The 20922-nt window shown below is 68.2% G+C and carries 15 protein-coding genes, 1 tRNA gene and 1 pseudogene; 7 read left to right on the forward strand and 10 right to left on the reverse strand.

Translation table 11 applies throughout. The features are described 5' to 3' along the window. The 3 genes and pseudogenes from ACIRDX_RS11765 to ACIRDX_RS11775 all read right to left on the reverse strand — a co-directional run. Positions 1-678: pseudogene (locus ACIRDX_RS11765) on the reverse strand (hypothetical protein); the annotation flags it as partial. Positions 679-696: 18 nt separating this feature from the next. After that, entirely contained in the window at positions 697-4269 is a 3573-nt protein-coding gene (locus tag ACIRDX_RS11770; protein ID WP_396625621.1) for a trypsin-like peptidase domain-containing protein, read from the reverse strand. Between the two features lie 9 nt (positions 4270-4278). Next, entirely contained in the window at positions 4279-5349 is a 1071-nt protein-coding gene (locus ACIRDX_RS11775) for a hypothetical protein (RefSeq protein WP_396625622.1), read from the reverse strand. 67 nt (positions 5350-5416) lie between these two features. Between ACIRDX_RS11775 and ACIRDX_RS11780 the strand changes: the two genes are divergently transcribed. Both ACIRDX_RS11780 and ACIRDX_RS11785 read left to right on the forward strand, forming a co-directional pair. Then, positions 5417-6367, forward strand: coding sequence for a trypsin-like serine peptidase (locus tag ACIRDX_RS11780; protein WP_396625623.1), 951 nt, complete (start codon positions 5417-5419; stop codon positions 6365-6367). Between the two features lie 6 nt (positions 6368-6373). Continuing rightward, the gene (locus ACIRDX_RS11785) at positions 6374-6643 is read left to right on the forward strand and encodes a hypothetical protein (protein ID WP_396625624.1); all 270 of its coding nucleotides are present in this window, start codon (positions 6374-6376) and stop codon (positions 6641-6643) included. Here the strand turns inward: ACIRDX_RS11785 and ACIRDX_RS11790 are convergent. Together ACIRDX_RS11790 and ACIRDX_RS11795 are read right to left on the reverse strand one after the other, a co-directional pair. After that, the gene (locus ACIRDX_RS11790; RefSeq protein WP_396625625.1) at positions 6624-8327 is read right to left on the reverse strand and encodes a hypothetical protein; all 1704 of its coding nucleotides are present in this window, start codon (positions 8325-8327) and stop codon (positions 6624-6626) included. The genes ACIRDX_RS11785 and ACIRDX_RS11790 overlap by 20 nt on opposite strands. 193 nt (positions 8328-8520) lie before the next feature. After that, positions 8521-8739, reverse strand: a complete 219-nt coding sequence (locus ACIRDX_RS11795; RefSeq protein WP_396625626.1) for a hypothetical protein — start codon at positions 8737-8739, stop codon at positions 8521-8523. Between the two features lie 116 nt (positions 8740-8855). Between ACIRDX_RS11795 and ACIRDX_RS11800 the strand changes: the two genes are divergently transcribed. Continuing rightward, positions 8856-9062 (forward strand): helix-turn-helix transcriptional regulator, encoded by a 207-nt coding sequence (locus ACIRDX_RS11800; RefSeq protein ID WP_396625635.1) that lies wholly within the window; start codon positions 8856-8858, stop codon positions 9060-9062. A 7-nt stretch (positions 9063-9069) separates the two neighbouring features. After that, on the forward strand, positions 9070-9939 hold the full coding sequence (locus ACIRDX_RS11805) for a sulfatase-like hydrolase/transferase (protein ID WP_396625627.1): 870 nt from the start codon (positions 9070-9072) through the stop codon (positions 9937-9939). Between the two features lie 175 nt (positions 9940-10114). On the opposite strand, the gene ACIRDX_RS11810 is transcribed toward ACIRDX_RS11805, so the two are convergent. The 4 genes from ACIRDX_RS11810 to ACIRDX_RS11825 all read right to left on the reverse strand — a co-directional run bounded on the left by ACIRDX_RS11810 (position 10115) and on the right by ACIRDX_RS11825 (position 15798). Further along, on the reverse strand, positions 10115-11203 hold the full coding sequence (locus tag ACIRDX_RS11810) for a hypothetical protein (RefSeq protein WP_396625628.1): 1089 nt from the start codon (positions 11201-11203) through the stop codon (positions 10115-10117). A 185-nt stretch (positions 11204-11388) separates the two neighbouring features. Next, complete coding sequence (locus tag ACIRDX_RS11815) at positions 11389-12300, reverse strand: hypothetical protein (RefSeq protein WP_396625629.1); 912 nt, start codon at positions 12298-12300, stop codon at positions 11389-11391. A gap of 109 nt (positions 12301-12409) precedes the next feature. Continuing rightward, positions 12410-15505: a CHAT domain-containing protein gene (locus tag ACIRDX_RS11820; protein WP_396625630.1), complete on the reverse strand. Its 3096-nt coding sequence runs from the start codon at positions 15503-15505 to the stop codon at positions 12410-12412. A 216-nt stretch (positions 15506-15721) separates the two neighbouring features. Further along, positions 15722-15798, reverse strand: a tRNA-Met gene (locus ACIRDX_RS11825). A 232-nt stretch (positions 15799-16030) separates the two neighbouring features. Between ACIRDX_RS11825 and ACIRDX_RS11830 the strand changes: the two genes are divergently transcribed. From ACIRDX_RS11830 to ACIRDX_RS11840, 3 genes are all read left to right on the forward strand, one after another. Next, complete coding sequence (locus ACIRDX_RS11830; protein ID WP_396625631.1) at positions 16031-17164, forward strand: Fic family protein; 1134 nt, start codon at positions 16031-16033, stop codon at positions 17162-17164. Between the two features lie 280 nt (positions 17165-17444). Next, on the forward strand, positions 17445-17789 hold the full coding sequence (locus tag ACIRDX_RS11835) for a hypothetical protein (RefSeq protein ID WP_396625632.1): 345 nt from the start codon (positions 17445-17447) through the stop codon (positions 17787-17789). A gap of 71 nt (positions 17790-17860) precedes the next feature. Beyond that, entirely contained in the window at positions 17861-19072 is a 1212-nt protein-coding gene (locus ACIRDX_RS11840) for a hypothetical protein (RefSeq protein ID WP_396625633.1), read from the forward strand. A gap of 587 nt (positions 19073-19659) precedes the next feature. On the opposite strand, the gene ACIRDX_RS11845 is transcribed toward ACIRDX_RS11840, so the two are convergent. Next, the coding region (locus ACIRDX_RS11845; RefSeq protein WP_396625634.1) for a M48 family metalloprotease at positions 19660-20922 on the reverse strand (1263 nt) is incomplete at its 5' end.

Genomic DNA, 20922 nt, shown 5'->3' on the forward strand with positions numbered 1-20922 from the left:
GTGCGCGGGGTCACACGTGAACGGCTGCGACGCCAGCCCTCCGCCGCGCCCGTCGTCTTCGAACCCGAACTCCGCGGTGATGGTCGTGGCCGGTTGACCGAGGACGCGAGCCACGTGCCAGTTGGTGAGCAGGAGATCGTCGGCGATGCGGAACCCGGTGCCCGTCTGCTCGCCAGCCGGTCCGCGCACGCGGAGCAGGCACACAGCGGGCGAGATCGCCATGAGCGTGCGCAGCGTGTCGATGAGCGCCGGAACGCGACCGACCTCGAGCGAGAGGTCGTCGTGGAAGAGCAGCGCCTCCGGCTCGGTGACCTGGTCGGTGCTGACGAGGAAGCTCGGCGCGCCATCGGGCCCGCGCGGTTCCGCGTCCACCGCGTACTCGCGCGACGCCAGCAACGCCTCGAACAAGGCCGAACGCGGGCTGGTGGGCTTCTCGTCGCGTGCCACCTGCACGAGCACGCGGTTGGACTTCGCCGTGGCGCCCGCACCGAGGATGTCACGCCAGAGCATGTATGCCGGCTGATCCAGGTTGAAGTTCCACAGCTGGTGTCCGGCCTTCTCGGCCACGAACATGGCCCCCTTCGACGAGGGATACAGCTCGCACAGTGCAATGTGCAGCATCTGCGCTTCACGCAGAGCCCACGGAAAGGGAAACGCGTCGAGCAGCGGGTTGGGCATGGCGGTGTCCCTCTTCGATCAGACCGGAGGATCGGGCTGCCCGGCAATCGCGTTGACGAGGCTTTCGAGCGGGTCGGGCGCCACGAGCGCCAGCAGGGCCAGCACGCGCGCCGGCCAGGTGTCGTTCCGCTCGCGGCGCAGCTGTTCGGCGGGCACGATCACGACCTCGCCCTCGGGGCCACGCGGCTCCGGCCACGGCAGCACGGACTCACCGAAGCCGGCCTCGATTACCGGCCGCAGACGCGACCACCGTGCCGCGCTCACGGCCAGCGGAGCCCGGAGGATCGGGTGGCGGCTCAGCGTGTGCTCGAGCGGTTCCTTGGCGCCGAGCAGCACCGCGCCGGCACGCACTGCCGCCAGCGCCATCACGCCGACGATGGCCTTTTCGGAGGAGCTACTGGACGGCTTGGTCGCCCCTGCCAGGACGATGGCCTGTTGCAGCGCCGGTCCGTGCGCGATGCGCCACCAGCGGCGCCAGCCGAACTCGGCCAGGCGATGCGCCAGCGTCGGGTGCGTGGCGCTCTCCCACGTGCCGCCGGCTCCCCAGGCGCCGAGCAGGTCGTGTCGGCGCTGCCGCTGGTCCTGCGGCTCGCCGCGCAGTGCGCGCGCCCGCTCCTCTTCGAGCAGCCCGTCGAACACCGCCACCATCGGCGGCTCGACCAGAGGCACCAGGCGATCGGCGCGCTCGTATGTGACGAAGCCCCCGAGACGCTCCCGCAACGCCGGGAGCACCACGTCGAAATCGGCGAGCACGTGGCGCGTGGAGTCGTCGAACGTGGAGGCAGTCGTCAGCAGTCGGGCCTCGGCCTCGGGGTCCAGGGCCACGCGCACGCGAGCGGCCTCGATGGTCAGCGCCGCTGTGAGCCGTGCGAGCGGTCCCGTCGTGAACCCGGGGCGGTCGTTCCAGTGACTCGGCCCGCTCACGCCGGCGAGCAGGGTATCGGCGCGTTCGTGCTCGCCGAGGTCCGTATGGAGGAGGGCGAGCAGGACCGCCCGGTCTCTCGCCACCGCGCCTGTCGCATCGTGCAGATGCGACTCGAGCATCGTGCGGGCCTCGACGAACTGGCCGGCCCGGCGGGCTTCGAACGCGTCATGGAACAGCAAGGGCCCGCCCGGCGAGCGATCCGTGCGTTCCCGGAGGATCTCGGGGACGGCACGTGCGTGCCGGCGGGTCCGCAGTTCCCGCACGCGCTCGGCCGCGCCCTGTTCCCATACGTCCACTGGCGCGGCGCCGGTCTGCAACCCGAGGCGGGCCTGCAGCCACGCACGCGTGGCCGGATCGCGGAGTTCCTGGTCGGCGTAGAGCAGGTAGGCGCCGGTGCCATCGACCCACGCAGCCGCCGCGCCGGCAACATCGCCAAGACGCAGGCGGTGGTACACGAGTTCGGCCGCCAGTTCAGGTGACCGATCCGATTGCGACGCGTACCACTCGGCGGCACGCTCGTCGATCGCACGAACGAACAGCGGCGACTCCCGTTCGAGCAACTCCAGTGTCGCGGCTCGCACCTCGGGGCGCAGGCGCAGCGTCTCGCCTCCCTCGACGAGCGCCATCTCGCGCGCGAGTTCGGCCATCCACTCGACCGGCGCTCCCTCGGGCATCTCCACGAGCCCACCGAGAATCGGCTCGATCATCGGCGCCGTGAGGCGACGCATCACCAGCGCACCGCGGGCAAGCGGCTTGATTGCGGCGTTCTGCACCCGGTCGAGAATCCGGTCGTAGAGATAGCCCGCGACGATCACGGGCGGCAGATCGGCAGGCAGGGTCGCGAGGCTGCCGCCTTCGTCGAGGTATCGCGCCGCCAGCTTGAGGATCAGCGGGATGCCGTCGGCCAGGTCGAGGACGCGCGCGACAGCGCCCGGCTCCTCCACACCCAGATTCTCGAGCCAGGCCCGCGCGTCGGGTTCGGCCAACCCCTTGAGCGCGCGCAGGGTTGCGCGCCGACCCCGCAGTTGCAGTGAGGGCACCGGCGCCCTCCCGGTGACGATGACCCGCATCGCGGGCACGGCCTCACACACGCGCTCGAGCACGGGCCAGAGCTCCTGGTATCGCTCGGCGTACTGCGCCGCCTCGAAACTGTCGAGCACCAGCAACGCCGACGCAGGACCGATGGCGCTCGCGATGCGCTGTCCGAGTTCGGCAGCGCCGGTCTGCCAATCGCCCGACAGCGACGGAGTCTGCCAGCCGTCCACCTGCGTCGCCACCTGCGCCGCAATCGCCGACAGCACGGATCGCGCGTCGTCTGGCGCGAGGTCCGCACGGTCGAAGTCGAGCCAGAGCAGCAGCGTGTCGGCCGGCTGCTCGGCGGCGAATCGCGCGACGAGCGCCGACTTGCCGACGCCTCCCACGCCTGTGACCACGCATGGTCCGTCGTTGGAGGCCGCCCACTGGCGGAGGGCGTTCAGGTCATCCTCGCGTCCGCGGAAGCCAGGACCGGCGATGCGCTCCAATCGGCCGCGCAACCGGCGACGCTCGAGCAGGGTGGAGACCTCGGCTGGCGAGGGCAGATCCGGGGCGATGCCTTCGAACCAGCGGACGACCTGCAGCCACCAGCCGAGCGCCTCCTCGCTGGCGTCGCGCCACGCGTAGGGCGGTCCGCCGAGCACGGTGTCCACGACGGTCTGGCCGACGCTGGCTGCGGGCTCCGATCCGCGCGCGGCACGCAGCGCATCGAGACCGCCGGCCGCTCGCAGCAGCGCGCGCCGCTCCGCGGGCCGCATCGTCCACGCGTCGGCGTCCGGATCGGCGACCTGCCCTTCGAGGTCGTCGACCACGGAGGGGTCGATGGAGGACGCAGCGACGCTAATCGATACGGCCGCGCGCAGCATGTCGGGGTGCGGCCCACGGGCCGTCTCCACAGGCGTGGTCGAGCGGACCATGACGTCGACGACGGGCTGACCGAGCATGACCCGGGCGCGTGAGTCGTCGGCGAGCCGGTGATGGCGCGCGACTTCCTCCCACGCCGACGACCGACGGACGTAGTCGAGCAGGGCCGCGCGCCCGAGCCCTCGGTTCTCGCGATCCTGTGTCCCCATGTGAATCGCGATCAGCCGCCACTTCAGGTCGCACACCGCGGCGCCTGCACTGCCCGGTGCCGTCGCGGCGTCGTAGACCAGCATCCGTGGGTCGATCGTCGATCCGAGGCGACCGAGGCTCAGCGCCGGCTCCCGACGACCCTCGGGGAATCCCACCACCGACACGATGTCGTGCGCGGCCGGTTCGTCGAACGACAGCGTGACCACCTTGTCGGTGCGTTCGGGTTCGAATCGCGCGATGGCGATGCCGATGGGTTCGTCGGCGCCAGCGTCGTCTTCGACGATCTCGATCTCGTCGCGGCAGACGCGCGGTCGATCGGGCGACTCCTTCACGCCCGCGCCCGTCCGTGTGATGGACAGGCGTACAGGGCGGCCATCCACGCGCGGCACGGCGAAGCTCGGGCAGATCACGACACCGGGTGCGACAAACAGCCCTGAGCAGACGTAATCCCTCGCTGCGCCCTGCGACTGCAGGCGCAGCACTGCACGAGCGGTGGCGCGCAAGCCTCGGGCATAGCCGTCGGCGGGAACGAACTCGTCGCGGTAGAGGACGGCCATGAGCGGGCGCTACAGGGTGGCCAGCACGCGCTTCACCTCGGCGTGGATGCGTCGGAGCCGTGGAGGCGGCGGTGGCGCGCCGGCGGGCACCGGCTCGTCGGCGCGCGCGAGGATGGCGGCCGCGATCTCGGCGGCCCGATCCTCGGCCAGTTGCTTGTCTGCCCCCTTGGCCCATCCGAGGAGGAAGTCCCGGAGCGGCGTGGCGTCCACGTCGCGTTCCGACAACCGGTCCTCCGCCCAGACGCTCTGCCAGCGCGTGGGCACGTCGCCGTCCGGGTAGTCGAGGAGAACCAGACGGAAGTGCCGGGCGAACGCCGGGTTGCCCATCATGAGCACGAACTGGTCGAAGAAGCGGCGGATGTTCGGGTCGAGGCGCGGGCCCTCCGGGTAGTCGCCGAGGTCGTCCACGATCACCCACATCACGACCCTCTGCGTCACCGCCTGCGCCTGCAGCTTCAGGCACGCCTTGCGGAACCACGCATCGTCGGTTTCGAGCCGCGGGGGAACGCTCGCCCCGGCCCCGATGGCGGCAAACAGCGCTTCGACGACGTCCTCTACGCCGGAGACGACGCCGGGGAAGAGAAACACGCACTCGGCGCCGAAGGCGCGCCCCGTCTCGATGACCAGGTGCTGCGTCCACGACTTGCCCGAGCCGCTGGGCCCGCGCACGAGCAGGACGGGCGACTCGCTGAAGGGGTCGATCAGTCCCTCGAGTTGCGAGCGCAGCGAGGCACGGTCGATGAACACCTGCGAGCGGCGCACGAGTCCCTGCACCCTGATCGGGTCGCGTGCGTCGACGACCGCCTGCACGGCCGGGTGCAAGGCCGCGTGCGCCGGCGTGGCCAGGAGGTGATCGCAGAGCGCGCGCAGGCGCCGCCCGCCCGTGAGCAGGTCGAGCACCTCTCGCCAGGCCAGGTGCGCGGCCAGGCCCGGCGTGAGCGGTTGCAGTCCGCCGACGACCTGGTAGACGTGCACGAGCTGGGCCGAGAGCGCCGGCGCCTGGAACAGCGCCGTATGGAGGGCCTGGGCGTCCTGACGCGCCCAGGGGAACGTCATCGCGTCGAAGAACGGGTGTGGCATATGTCCGGTCCGAAGCGCTGCGTCGTTTGTGAAAGCGTCAGGATCATACGTCCAGAGGAGCCAACCGATGCCCCCAGCCGTCCCAACCGGACTGCACGCCCCCATCTCCAACCTCGTGCCGGTCGAGGCCACCAACCCTGCGGAGCTGATTGCGCTCGGCGACCCCGGCGAGGGCGATGCGATCGAACTCGCCGCCGACGCGACCGAGGAGCCCGTCGTCCGTCCGTCGACCGAGTCGATGCTCGAGTCGGCGTTCGTGGGCCAGCCCGAGGTCCACGTCCCCAACACGGAAGGCCTGCTCGACATCGGCATCGCGAGTTTCGGTGTGCCCCCGCAGCTCGAGGCCGTCATCGGCACCGACGAGCGCATCCGCATCACGGAGACGACGAAGCTGCCGTGGCGGCTCAACGCCTCGCTGGTGATCACGGCGGCCGACAACTCGCAGTGGATTGGCACCGGCTGGTTCATCAGTCCACGCACGTTGATCACCGCCGGACACTGCGTGTGCATCAAGGGCAGCGGCGTGCCCGGCCGGGACGGCTTCGTCAAGAAAATCCAGGTGATCCCCGGGCGCGATGCCGCCAACGCGCCCTATGGCGCCCTCACCGCCACGGAGTTCTGGACGGTGAACGGCTGGTTCACCCAGGGCCTCGAGACGTTCGACTACGGCGCCATCGTCCTGCCTGCCGCCTTCTCGCAGAAGATCGGTGCGTTCGGCTACGGCGTCTTCACCGACGACGTGCTCCTGTCGCTCACGGCCAACATCGCGGGGTACCCCGGCGACAAGCCGTCGGGCACGCTGTGGTACGACAAGCGCGCGATTGGCAGCGTGAAGCCGAACAAGGTCTTCTACGCGGCCGACACCGCCGGCGGCCAGAGTGGGGCGTGTGTCTATGTGATTCGCGGCCGGCGCCGCATCGGTGTCGCCATCCATGCCTACGGAGGCGCGACCGCCAACTCCGGCACGCGCATCTCGGCCGAGGTGTTCGCCAACCTCGAGAACTGGAAGCGGAGCTGACCGCCCGTGCGACTGCTGGAGGGCCGTGTCGTGGACGAGGCCGGCGCGGGTGTCGCGCTGGCCTCGGTCTACGTTGCGCCCGCCCAGGGCCAGCACGCCGACATCGCCCAGCTCAGCGGTGAGGACGGCACCCTGACGATGGCCCTCCCGCCGGGCCGATTCACGATTGGCGCGCGGTCCGACACGGCGGGTCACGGGGAGACCCTCGTCGACGTCCCATCCGGCGAGGGTCCCGCCATCCGGTTCACCGTGACCCTCAGGGCAGGCGAACGCTGACGACACGCGCGGCGGCCTCCGGGACGGCAGCGCCGACCGGGGCGCACTCGCGCGGCCGGCCCACGTTGCGCAGCCCCTCCAGGTAGGCGGCAAGGCTGTGCGGGTTGTCCACGTTGCCGTCGACTTCAATCTCCTCGCCGACGTGATTCCATCCCGTGACGAACGAGGGCACGTTTGGCACCACGTCGAACTGGTTGGTGACGCGATACGCCAGCGGGATGTCGCGGTTGAAGTTGCGCCGGAAGCCGACCTTGCCCGTCCGCGGCCCGCCCAGCGTGCACAGGTCCACCTGCGCCTTGCCCATGTTGAAGCGGATGTCCACGGCGGCCAGCGTGGCCATCGCTCCGCCAAGGCTGTGCCCGAGTGCCGTCACGCGCACGTCGCCCACCGCCGCCAGCCCCATGCGGATGCTGGCCCGCACCTTGCGGTACATCCGCTCGAAGCCCAGATGCACCCAGCCGTAATCGGGGACGAAACTGTAGGGATTGGGCACGGCCGTGAAGTTCGCGAGCCACTCGCGGGGCGTCTGCGTGCCGCGCAGGCAGACGAGCACGGCGCCAGTGGCATCCTCGCGAACCACGTAGCCGAACGCCTCCGGGTCGGCAATGGCCTCCATCGCCTCGGCGTCGTTGACAACGGCTTCCTGGGCCTCGGGTGAGAGTTGCGCGAACTCGGCCATCTCGGCCTCGGCTGCCGCCTCCGCCACGCTCACACGAATCTCGTGGAGCACGGTGTACCCCGGCGGAATCGCCACGGGCTGCTGATTGGCGAGCGCGTAGCAAGCCTCGAGCAGGGGAATGTATGCGCTGATCGCACGGTCCACCTCGAAGGCCGAGGGGGCGGCTTCGGGGCGGAACTCCGCGGCAGACGCGATCTCCTGGCCACCGGCCACGGCAGCCTCGGGCGTGGCCTCGGCGGCCTGTCCATCCTCAGCCTGCGAGGCCACCAGCGCCTCGATCGCCTCGTCGTCGGGGGTGAGGACGAATGGACGCGCCTCGCCCCCGGCGAGCGCGGCTTCCGGACGGATGACCTTCGAGAACAGCCCGCGCAGGCGTGAGAGCTGCATCAGCGGCGTCTGGCCGTTCGCGGTGACGATCTCGAGCGCCGTGCTGCGCGACCGCTTGATCCGCAGCTTCAGGCTCGCGTCGGCGAGGTCGATGTGTGGCACGAGGTCGCTCGAGGCCTCGAGGCCGACCTCCGATCCCCGCGACGACGACACGACGGCCGTGGTGCTGGCCGCCTGGACGAGGCTCGTGACGACGTAGAAGCCGCTGTCCCACCGACCGGCCGCCAGCAGCGCGGCCAGGGCCTCGCCGACGGCGGCGATGTCGTCGACCTGGGTGAGGGTGCAGCCGGCCGCGTTGAAGAACACGGCGTTCTCGCGGGTGAACTTCAGGTCGAGGCCGGCGTTGACGGCCGGCACGGCGCCGACGCGCGCCGTACCTTTCGCGAAGAACTCCACGTCGACCGCCCCGGCCGACTTGAACTGAATCGTGGACTCGGACGTGCCCTCGGTGGCGGTGAAGGCCACACCCAGCGTGCGGATGTTGCCGAGCCGTTGGAAGACATCGTCTCGCTTGACGCCGTAGTCGCCGAGGGCGAGCGGGCGATTGGGCGGGAAGTTGGCATGCAGGCCCGTGAGGTTCTTCTGGAGTTGCGTGCAGTACTGCTGACCGAGACCCATGTCTGTGTGTTCCCTCGGATGCCGCGTTGCCGATGGTCGTGCACTCTCAGAAGAGAACGCAGAAGACGACCAGGGCGTACACGCAGCCCGAATACGGCCCTGCCGAGCCACGGGCCGGCACGCGTCTTCCGCATTCGGGTGGCCTTCTCGATCAGCGAGGGAAGCAGCGGGATGTCGGTCAGCGCCGCGGCGATCAGCCCGCCTGGCCGCTCCCGCCGCCGGTCCACGCGGCGTGCCACGAGTTGAACTCCACGGGTCGGAGTCCGTAGCGCGCGAAGTGGTTCTGGAGGGTCCGCTCGGAGCCCCTTTCGGCGAGGGCGTGCGCGATCTCGGGCGCGCTCATGCCGTCCGGGTGCGCGCGGAGGACATGCGCAATCTCGTCGAGTTTCTGCGTCGGGGTGCGGCGGGCCATGCGGGTCCTCTTGATTGCGCCTAGCGCTCTAGGCGCAATTATCTACCTCTAGGCGCAAGAATGAGCGTCTAGGCGCAACAATTCTTGCGCCTAGAGTCTAGCCGCCACTTCTACGCCTGCACGACGTCCTGACGATCGTGGGCTTGAGCCGTGCCCACGTATACAACCTCATCAAGCAGCAGCTGTTCCCGCGACCAATCTCGTTGGGCAGCAACTGCGCGCGATGGGTTCAATCGGAAGTGGAGGCATGGGTCGAGGCCAGCATCGTGGCCGCACGACTGACGCCCGAACAGCGACGGTCGTGCAGGACCGACTCACGTTGACCTGCGGGTGTCGTCGTTCACCGGCGGCAGTGTCGCGAAGTGGCGGACGCGAAGCCCGACCCGGCCGCGCTCACGCCCACGTACACGCGCGAGGCCGTCGCGTTCATCCGCGACAGCGCTGCCGCGAAGCAGCCGTTCTTCCTCTACCTCGCGCACTCGATGCCGCACGTGCCGCTGGCCGTCTCACCGGCGTGGCAGGGCAAGACGACGAGCCTCTATGGCGGAGCTCGACGACTCGGTCGGCCAGGTGCGCGCCGCGCTCGCCGCCGCCGGCGTCGCAAGCAACACGATCGTCATCTTCTCCAGCGACAACGGCTCCTGGAATGCGATGCCCGACCGCATGTTCGGCCGCGACATCGTCAAGCCCTGGGATCACGGCACGCCGGGCCCGTTCCGCGGCGGCAAGGCGGGCACGTACGAGGGCGGCCACCGCGTGCCGTTCCTCGCCGCGTGGCCGGGCCGCCTCCAGGCGGGGCAGGTCACCGACCTGCCGATCAGCATCATCGACGTCTTCCCAACGCTCGCCGCCCGCGCCGGCCTCGCATCGAAGGTGCCCGCGAACGTCGATGGCGTCGACCTCTGGCCGACAACCACGCCCGGTGCCGGCCCGTCCGCCGCCCCGCCCGCCGACCGCGCCCTCTTCTGCGACAACGGCGGCACCCTCGAGGCTATCCGCCAGGGCCCGTGGAAGCTGCGTGTCACCAAAGACACGGGTAGGGCGCGTTCTCCGAACGCGCCGTTGGTCCCCGGCGAGAAGGTCGAGCTGTTCCACCTGCTCAACGACCCCTCTGAGCGCTACGACCAGTCGTCCGCGCACCCGGACGTGGTCACCCGCCTCCGCGCCCGACTGACCGCCGAGATCGCCCAGGGAAGGTAGGGCCGGCTGTCCCAGCCCGGCCCATCTGGCCCGGCAGCCCGGCTCCGACCGGACGTAGGCGTCGGCCATGAAGACTCGCCGATTTGCGCCTGCGGCGCGCGGCGAGTTGGCCGACGCTGAGCGCGAAGGCGGCTCATCACACCCTCCTTCGTCCTCACCGACTGCCAGAGCACGCCTAAGGAACCAGCAGGAGCGCCTGATCGAGTTCCCTGAGCACATCCGCTCGGTATCTGTCTCTGCCGGCACCGGTACTCGCCTCGCGGAGCTGCCCCCTAGCCCCGGGGTCGCCCGCAACAGCCAGCCCCAAGAGAGCCCGAATCGCGCGGCGATGGTGCCGGGTGCTCACATTGTCCGTGCCATCACGAAAGAGCGCAGCAGATAGGCGCGTCGTGACAGCACCTGCGGGGGCAGCTTCCTCGGAGGGGGCTTTCTGGGGGGAAGCTCTTTCGAGCAGTCGCTCCAGCTGTCCGTCCGAACACTCGATGCAGTTCAACCAATCCGTCACCACATCCTCGGCAGGCGGGTCGGCTTCTGGTGGCTTGTGACAGTCCGACCATGTCTCATCCACGTGGATCGAGGGGCAATCAACTGCGCATTCCAGGGGGACCCTGCTGAGCCTGAGCTTCGCCAGGGCCCCTGTGCGCTCGTGATTGATTGCGATCGCCTGGCCCGTGGAGAAGTCGTTGCGGAGCGACTCGCCTCGGTCACTCATGACGTTGTCCGCTCCGGTGCTCAGGTACCAGTGATTCACGCCGACGTGACCCAAAAAGGCATGCCCGATCTCGTGCGTCATCGTCGCCGTGTCAGCCGTGCTGTACACGAAGACGGCTCGCGTGTCGGCACAGCTCGCGCCCGCCGCGATGCAATCCCTGCCACAGCTTCCAACGTAGTACACGTTGACCGCCCCTTCATCGAACACCTTGCGGTTGGGCTCCCGCGGATGCGAAGTTCTCTTCAGAGCGGGCAGAGCTTCACACGCCGCTGTTGGTATTGCCGCCGCGAGTTCGCGGACGTCTTCATGGTGGACGGATAGCTCGAGACCAACGTGCTGCGCATCGAAGGTCTTGCGCGCCAGGTCAGCCATGGGCTGGACGGGATCGCCGATGTCCACGATGTTCCAGACGACCACTCTCACTGGCACGCGTGGCCGCAGTGTGACCTTATGCACATCGTCCGACTGATGACTCCAGGTCTTGACGTCATGGTCGAACTGCAAGGCGTGACTCGAGGACTGAAGCGCCACCTGCGAACGGCCAGGCGTCATGTTACCGAGGCTATCGTCCGGTCGAGTGACAAGGCAGTGGCACGCGCCTAACTTCGACCCAGACACGTACGCACGAGCATCGGTGACCGTGATTCCTGACGAATCCACGATGGTCACCTTGTCCGACGGCTGCTGCGTGGCCGCCCCAGCCAGCGCGAGAATCGCCCCGGAAGCGAGGGCCGCCCTCACGCGAAACGGCCCTTGATCGGCACGCAGTAGAAGGGAGGGTCGCACTGTGCGGCCCGGCTCATGGGACAGCACCCTCGCACCGGTTCGACAGAAGCTGGCAGGGCGCGTCCGAAGAGTTCTCGGTAAGGAGCGAAGTGGTGCTTCCAGAAATCTGCGATCTTGACAGTGCCGCTCAGGACCTTTTCGGCGAACAGTGGGTCGACGTTCTCGACCCACGCGGGAACAGGTTCGGAGCCGGCTCCCGTCAGTTCGAGTGTCGTTCTGGGGACTCCGGTCGACAGGTCGACGAGTTCAAGCGAGATGCGCCCAGCGGGCGCCGAGATGAACCGCGTCAGGTCGCTGGTGAACTGCGGCGGAAACTCGGTGTCCTTGTAAGTGAGCGTGACTTCTTCGAACGCTTCCAGCGACGGACGTGCACACCCGATCGTTCCGCCACCAAGGCGTACACGACCAGCCAGAAGCCCCGGTGGCACTTTGGCCTGCTTCAGCTCCGGCCTGAGGAGGGCTCGGTCCTTACCCAGAAACGCCTCGACATCGGCCATCCAGGTGATGTCCGTATACTCCTCGTCTTTTGTGCGATCCGGGCAAGCGACCAAGCGGCCCTGCGCGTCCTTTCGGCGCTTGCCGTGTACCGCGAGTACCTCTCCTCCGGGCTTGCCATCGAGCTTGACGACGACATCGAGGCCGGACAGGTCCCAAACGCCGGTGCCTGGCATCAACCGATCGTGCGTGTAGCCTGTGGGGTTGGTGGTCTCGTCGTAACGAGCGGCATTCGCCACGTGCCGGAGGGGCAGGCGCAGCTTCGGTCGGTGCGCATGATCGCTCACGAGGAGAACATCCCAGCTCTCGTGCCGGTGCGCCGTTGCGGCTGGCCCCGCACCGTGAACCAGCAGGCCAGAGAACTGCATGAGCAGGGAGAACTGCGACGCTGGCGCCTGCCTTGCTTCCGCAACTGCTCCGGTGGGGCACGCTGTTGCGGCACCAAGCAGCATGCCCCGGCCAAGAAACGTTCGACGACTACTCGGCATCTTTCACACTCCTCCTGCGAACGGCGGACAGACCACGTATGCCACCGGCGTACTGAAATGCAGCCCATGCGGGGGAGTCTGCAGGCCCACGCCGACGAAGCTCGGCTAGCTGTGCCTGCTGCAAGGCCACAGCGGGCTCGACCCCCGACCGTACCTGCTGGTGAAAATCGACCAGCAGCCTTGCGCTCGCGCGGTCGTCAACACTCCACAGGCTGTAGACGACCCCACCGACTCCTTTTCCCAGCCAGGGTCGGGCCACGCTCAGGGCACCCTCGCCCCTGAGTACGGGGCCCGCTCCCGTTTCGCAGGCGCCGAGGACGACCAGCCTCGTCTCGGTGAACGTTGCGGACTGGATGCGCGCTGCCGTGACCCATCCGCTAGCGTTGGAAGCGGATGGCGCGAGGAAGAGGCGGGCGAGATCCGGATTGGTGCGGTCGGCGACAGCATGCCCGGCGTAGTGAACGATGTTCGCTCGTGCCGCCTCGCGTACGAAGCTGTCAGGCGTGGCCTGCTCCCCACGGAGGAGCGTTGCCTCGGGATACAAGGACCGAATGGCCCTCACCTCGTTCGGCACGCCGGGGAGGGCTGGTAACGTGGTAGGGCCACTGTTGCCGCCCCGGCGCCCCTCGACAATCAGGGTGTGTGCAGTGCGACCCAGGCGGCCATCCTCGAGCGCTCGAGATCCCGAGAGGAAGTGCCGGAGGCTTGGGGCGATGATCGTTGCGTGCTCCTCGAGCAGATAGGGCTCGGTTGAGGATGCCCGCAGAGCTCCAGGGTTCACGTCGTGCAAGGGGCCGTCAGGTATCACGACAAGAAGTCGAGTCTGGGCGACGTCGCCCTCCGGCTGGAACAGCGCGTACAACTCGCGGCTGGCGCTCCCGCGCGTCTCGCGCCCCTGTGCCGAGCGCCGTGCGCCACGGACGAGGAACGCCAGCCGATCGCGTGTCACAGCGAATCGACGAACAGCGACACCTTCGCTGGTCAACTGCCACCTGATGATTTGGTGCTCGAGCACGGCGAAGGACAACACCGTCGTACCGGGCGGCAAGAGTTGGATGACGTCACTCGGAGTCGCCGGGGATGGAGCCGGCGTACGCCCGTCGAGCCCCTGAGCGCGTGAGCGCTCCGCGACTGCGAACGCACGGTCCACCCCGTGCTGTTCGAGGGTGGCCTCGAGCAGGCCCTCGTGCAGGTTCCAGATCAGGTCGCGCGCCTGCATTCGCGCCACGCCCGTCAGCGATCGTTGTTGGTGCTCGAGCGCAGCGAGGCCGCTCTCGTAGGCCTCCAGGGCTTCTCGGCTCCGCCTGGCTCGGAGAAGCGTCTCCGCTCGACTCGCTTCCAGTCGGCCTGTGAGCAGCAGATACTGCATGGCGCCGAGACCTCTCGCAGCGCGCGCCAGGTGGGCGAGTGCCTGGCTCGTGGACGACTTGCCGAGAAGTTCACCTTCCAGTATGGGAATCTCGGCGCCCAGCCTGGTCCGCGCAGCGGTGTCCTCGATCGATTCAAGCCGCCGCTTCGCAGCGTCCACGCTGCGCCGTGCCTCCGGGATTCGGCCCAGGCGACGCTCGACGCTGGCTCGAGCCAGGAGGACCTCGACCATCGCTCCCGGTTGCCCCCAGCCTTCTGCGTGAGCGCTGGCAGCGGTCAGGAACACCAGTGCAGCCCGTGGCAGGCCCTGTCGAAGCGCAGAGCGCGCACACCCCGTCAGCAGCGTGTGCCGACGCCGCGGTTCCAGGTCCGGAGCGCCGAGGGCGGTGATTCGGCTCGACCACGCCGCGTCGAACTCGCCAAGGAGGTCGTACAGCGTGGCTTGCAGCGTCTGTGCCGCTGCGAGGTGATGCGAATCAGCGGCAGCGGTCATCATGGCGATGGCCCGGTCGAAATCTGCCGATGCCCTCGCAAGGTCTCCCTCGGTCAGGCTGATCTGCGCTCGCAGCAACTCCAGGCGGCCGCGGTGGTAGAAGAACTGGCGCTCGACCAGCGCGACGTCCAGTTTGTCAAGGCACCTGCGCGCTGCCTCGTGCCTGGCGCGGAGGTAGTCATCCACGCAGACCTGATACTGGGCGTTCGACCGCACCGTCACGGGGACACCGGCTCGGCTGAGGCTCAGCGAGCGGAAGATGACGTTGGCGTCAGACACACGGTCTGCTGCAAACAGCTTGAGTGCTTCACCGTGGGCGCGTAGCGCGGCCGCATCCTGCCTCCCTTGGTCGCGCCCCCAACCCTCAGCTTGTGACGCGACCTGCCTCCACCACGAGTCACGCGGGGCCGCGAGCATTGCAGCCTCAGCCACGCGCCGAATGGCTGCGACGACACGCCTGCATCCCGCCGAGGGTGCACGAGCGCATTCGTCAGCGACCAATGGCATCAGGGCGTCTTCCAGCACCTGCCTCGTGCGACCGAGTCGCCTGGTCGCGATCGTGGCGATGGATGTGGCATCCGCGGTGAGCAATGTCTCGGCGTCGACGGTCACGGTGGCCACCGTCGCTTGTTGCAGCCGCACTGCGGCTTCCTGCCGCCACCCGGCCTCGCCGGACTCCGCATAGGCCCGCCACTCCTGGCGTGCCTGGGCAAGAAGTCCCAGGCGCTCGAGGGCGATTGCCCGGTTGAATCGGACAGGCCAGGAGGCGACATGGTCGAGAGCGACCTCGGCCTGTTCCAGGGCTCTCAGAAGATCCGTGGGGCGGCCACGTACGAGGTGTGCTGCCGCGAGGTCGTTGAGAAACGCCGCGGAGGTGGGCTCCAGATAGACGGCATCCTGGAGGTGCTCCACGGCGGCGTCGGCATCGCCCCCGACCAGGTGTGCAAGCCCTGCAACGGCGGTCGCCGCCGCAGGGGACTGCTCCGCACTCGTCGATGCCTGCATGAGTCGAGCGCGCAACCGCCCTCGGCCAAGCGAACTGCCGCTTTCCACCGCCAACGGCCGATAACGTCCCTCGCCTGACAGGCGGGGTTCGAAGTAACGCTCCGGATTGCCGTCCAGACCGGCTTCACTCGAGGCATCCGCTGAACCTCGGCCGCAACCGCCGAGCAGGGACAGACCTGTCGCAGCCCACGCCAGAAGCAGGACCTCGCACCATCGCATTGTGGTTAGCGATAGAGTACGGGGAATCGACGGTCCAGTCGAGCAAGCCATCGAGACTCCGCATCCAGCGTCATCGAACGAGGCTGTTTGGGGCGTCTGGTTGAATCAGAGAGCCTTGGATGGTCCAGCGTGCCCCGAGTGAGTTTCGCGGGCGGCTCCGAGACCCGGCCCGCGGTGGGTGACGCTGAACCGTGTGCTGGGAGCTGAAGGAAACTGTGGTGCCGGTGGGCGGACTCGAACCGCCGACCCTGCGCTTATGAGACGCATGCTCTAACCGGCTGAGCTACACCGGCACCCTGGCAGGCTGGACCCACCACCGAGCGGTGGCGAGTGGCCAGAACGTCTGATTCTAGCAGAGGCTGGACGGCCACACGATTGCCCCGAGTCCCGCGAACGGTCTGGAGCACACCCGGTTTGAGCTATTTTAGGTAATGGCAGCGATGCTAAAATATAGGCGTCACTGCTCAAGGATCCTGAAATAGCGTGCAAGCCTCTGACTTCACGGCAGATAGCCCGGGTCGTCTCGTGCCAATCGGCCAGGGCGAGTTGGCATTCGTGCCCGAGCCGATGCCGACTGCCGTGGCGCTCGATGCGCCGACGCAGCGACTCCTGTCGGAAGCCGATTACGCCCTCGGGCGCCTGGCCGGCGCAGCGGGTCGCGTCGTCAATCCGTACCTGATTGGCCAGCCCCTGCTACGGCGAGAGGCGATCCTCTCGAGCCGGATCGAGGGCACCCAGACCACGCCCGAGCAACTCGTCCTGCTGGAGTTGGGCATCTCGCCGCAGGCGCCTGATGGGCCCGAGGCGGCGGACACCCAGGAAGTCCTCAACTACGTCCTGGCGATGGAGCTGGGGCTGCGGCGGCTCGGCGAGATCCCGCTGTCGCTGCGTCTGGTGCGCGAGCTGCATGCCGCGTTGCTTGCCGATGTGCGTGCTGCCCGCGATCGGCCGGGACAGCTCCGAGACGTCCAGAACTACATCAGCGTTGCTGGCACGAGCCTCCTGCTGGCGCGGTACGTGCCCCCGCCCATGCCCGAGATGAAGGAGGCACTCGAACGGTGGGAGGAGGACCTGCACCGGGGAGCCGAGCACCTGCCGCTCCTCGTGCACCTGGCGCTGTCGCATTACCAATTCGAGGCGATTCATCCCTTCCGCGACCGCAACGGCCGCGTGGGTCGACTCCTGATCCCGCTCACGCTCTGCGCGCAGGGCCGGCTCGAGCAGCCGCTGCTCTACATGAGCGCCTACTTCGAGGCGCATCGTCGCGAGTACGTCGACCGCCTGCTGCGCGTGAGCACGCACGGCGACTGGCTTGGCTGGGTGTCGTTCTTCGTCCGCGGCGTGGCGGAGTGCGCCAGCGACGGCCTCGTCCTCGCGCAGCAGCTGATCGATCTGCGTGAGCGCTACCTGGCGCAGGTACGCCCCGCCCGATCGGCCGGCGCATTGGCCCGCCTCGTCGACGAACTGTTCCGGGTGCCGAGCATCACGATCGGCCGCGCTACTGAGCTTCTCGGCGCGACGCCCGCATCTGCCTCGGCGAACCTCGCCAAGCTCGCGCAGCTCGGCGTGGTCGCCGAGGTGACCGGCCGCCAGCGCAACCAGGTATTCGTGGCGCACGAAATTCTCGCGTTCGTGGGACGCGAGGCTCGCCTGGCCTGACGCAAGAGCTCCCGCTGGACGGGAGATGTTCCCCTGTACGCGCCGTCAGGATCCGGCGTTTTACTCTTCTGGTCCAACCGCAGCTGACGGGCGGGAAATCGGCGTGGTGAGTCCGTCTCCGTGCATAGCCGGCCGGCATCGCGAATGCCGGAGACTTCAGCGAACCGGCTTTCCGTGTCGGTGCCCCTGCAACTACCGCGCGCGTAGCCGCGCGAATCCGGCTGCCATCGACATGCATGCTGGGTAACCGCGCCCACGACGAAACGGTGAGGAACAAAAGATGCCAAGCAAAAAACCACAGAAGGCAGGGATTACAAGTACCGGGCTGGCAAAGCCCAAGAAGATCCTTAGCGCGACATCAACTGCCGTGGCAGATAGCTGCTTCATCATCATGCTCTACCACCTTCTTCGGGTGCACCCCGCTCACTTTCCGATCACCTCGCAGGATGCGAAGCGTGAACGGCTGCATGCCGTCAGCCAGCACAATGGCTACTTCGTCCTCGTCCCGCGTTCGGGCTGGTCGGCTGAACTACTGGACAACAAGGACCTCATCGATGCCAGGACCGGTGCGATTGATGGCGGTGGCATCTACAAGTTGACTCGGCGTGAGGAGAAGCCGCAGTGAGGTCCCACGCCTGGCTCCCGCGCACCCTCGTGTTCCTTTGGGCTGTCGCACTCGGGAGCGGTTGCTCGCCGGTGCTGACCAGGCGGCACGCCACCCTGACCGCGCCTGTTCTGAATTCCGAGCTGAAGGTCTCTGCCACGGCGTTTCCGATTGAGCCGAGTGCACCGCGCACGGTCTTCGACCTGGCCCCCGATGGTCAGGCGGCGATGGTCACCGCATTGGCAGCCAAGGTCGACTCCCCGGCAGCATTACAGGCTGCACTCGCTGCTCCCATACAGCGGTCGGGGGGCAGCGGCGTTCAGGACCTGACGACGCAGTCGCGCCGGATCGTGCTGTCCATCGACGGCGAACACCAGGGGTTGGCCGACCGCCTTACTCGGTGCAGGACGGAATTCAACCTGCTCGCAACCAGTCTTGGCAGGTTCAAGTCGTGGAATCAGCTGTCGACCAGGTTCGACACCATCGATCTGGGCAAGATCGGCGTCACGCAGAAGGGCTCGCTCAGTGCCGGGCTCGAGAGCCTTGCACCGGGCTCCAGCGAGATCAGCAAGGCCACACTTGGCGCGAGCACGGAGAGGGGCATGACCGAGGAAGTCGTGCTGCGCCAGCGGTATGTCTCGAGCTCAGGAACGCTCACGCCCCTGCAAGCCAGCATCCTCCAGCAGGGGGCCGTTGGCCTCGATCTCATGGGGAACGTGATCTTCGACGTCGTCATCGCCGCCGCGAAGGCCCAACTGCACCAACTGTATCGACCCGATGGACTCTTCGCGGCGTCAGGACAGCCCTTGCCTGCGGAGACGGTAAGGCTCGTTCGCCGACTCGTGCGGGTGCCTTCGAATGCGGATCAGGACATCACGGCGAAGCTGAAAGCCAGTTGCACGGTCCGGACGGTTGCGAAGGGCGCGGACACCTTCACCGAGTCTGACGACGTGGCAAGCCTCAGTGACTTGCCCGACGAGGCAGAGGTGGTGCTGGTTACAGCGGAGGAGCAGCGCGTGTCTCAGTGGTACCTGCAGGACAGGTCGGGGCACATCTTGTCCATCGAAGAGCCAGATGGCGACACCGTACTGGCTTTCGATTCCTACGATGGAGCCAGGGACTTCCTGCTCTGGCTTCGGGCATCCAATGCCACCCATGTTGCCGGAAGAAAGATCGGACTCGGCGAGAAGGGCAAGCTTCAGGCAACGCCAGACCCTCCTCGTTGGAATGATCTTTCGGTCAGGATCAGTGGGCTGAACTGGGCGATTCCTGCCCTCTCTCCTGCCTTGACTCCGTCACCTTGAACAATGGCTATGGGCGCCGTCAACGCTGCGCTCCATGGCATCAGTCATCGCCGGGAGCGCTGCTGACGCATGGGAATCCTCGATGAAGCTGGCGCGCTTCGGGCGACGGCAAGCCAACCGCAGGCGCGACGTCTGTCACGGAACTGACTGCACGCGGGTGACCGTTCCCGGTCGTCCGAGGCGCAGCTGGAGGCGCTCGCTGACCGACCGGCGTGACATACCTACGTACGCTCCGCGTATCAGTTCGCCACGCCCGAGATGTACGAGAAGCAGGGCCTGGCCGTTTATGCCGTAGCGACTTCGATCCGAGCGGACCTTTGTCTGCGAAGCAACTGCGAGGGTGGGAAGGCCAACGGATTAGTCGGACGCCGAAGTCACGGCAATCTGTGGTGCTGCCAAAGCGCTCTAGGAGGAGTGCGGTGCCACGGCTCGGTCACAAGCGTTCTGCCTCGCCGCTTGAGGTAGCAGGCTGCCCTGCATCCGTCGTCTCGCGCCCATGAACGTGCTCACAGACCAGCGGACCGAGGCCAGCTCGCCACTCGAGCCCGGCCGACGAGCTCGCCATCGAACGCGTCGACGAGTGGTGGTCAGCGCGCTTCGGTCAGGTGAATCGACGCCCCGATGCGACGGAAGGCGTCGTCCATGGCGGCCGCGTCGCGGTCGGGCGCGATCGTGAGGTAGTAGAACAGCGTGCCGTCCGAGAGGAACGTCGTGGACACCGACACGCGTTCCTGCCCGCCGAGGGGCGACGGGTTGACGAGCGGCGTGCTGATGGCCGTGCGATTGGACAGTCGCACCGCCCGTTGCGGGCCGGCCGCGCGCAGGTCGGGGTTCTGCCGGGCGACGGCGTTCAGCCACTCGTCGGTCGCCTGCTGCAGGTCGCGCGTCGTCGCGCGTGCGACACCGAACTCCACGCCGTGGCTGAACACCGCCTGGCCGCGCAGCTCGCCGTAGCCGTTCTCCGGCACCACCTTGACGCTGGTGCTCGACGGCAGCACGGTCCAGTTGGTCGGGACGTCCACCTCGAACACGCCACCGCCGGTGATGGTCCGGTACTGCGACGAGGGCGGCGGCACTGGCAGGCCGGGCGTGCCCACCGAGGTGCGCGCGCCACGGCCGTCGGTCGAGCGGGCCTTCGCGGTGTCGGCCATCGACCGCGGCGCCGGCAGCGACGCGAACGCGGCCTTGGCGGTGGGGAACCCGCGTTCGTCGGCCGGCGTGGCCACCGTGAGCCGCTCCGCTTCGCGTGTGATGTACTGCGTGCGGTTGCCCGGGTCGGGATGGCTGCTGAGCCACTTCGGGCCGCCACTGGCGCCCGCTTCCCGGGCGATCGTCTCGAACATGCGGGCCAGCGCCCGCGGGTCGTAGCCGGCCCGCGCCATGATCTGCGCGCCGAGCAGGTCGGCTTGCTTCTCGAAGTCGCGGCTGTACTTGAGCAGCAGCGTGCCCAGGCCGAACTGGCTGCTCGCAGCGATGGCCGAGCCTGCCGCGCCGCCGACCACCGCGCCACCGATCGCGCCGGCCACCTGGCCGAGTTGCAGCCACGGGTTCTGCGCGCGCGTGGCGTTGGCCGTGCCATGGCGCAGCAGCACGTGCGCCAGTTCGTGGGCCATCACCCCGGCGACCTCGCCCTCGGAGGCCGCGGCGTCGAACATGCCGCGATTGACGAACATCGGGCCGCCCGGCAGCGCGAAGGCGTTGATCTCCTTCAGGTTGACGGGTGTGAACGAGTACTCGTACACCGGATCCTTCAGCGACGTGGGTGCCGCCTCCACCAGGCGATCGCCGATCGCCGACAGGTAGCGCATGATGCGCTCGTCGGTGATCACCGGGTACTGCTGGCGCGCCTC

This window comes from Luteitalea sp. (assembly GCF_044337415.1).
GTDB lineage: Bacteria > Acidobacteriota > Vicinamibacteria > Vicinamibacterales > Vicinamibacteraceae > Luteitalea.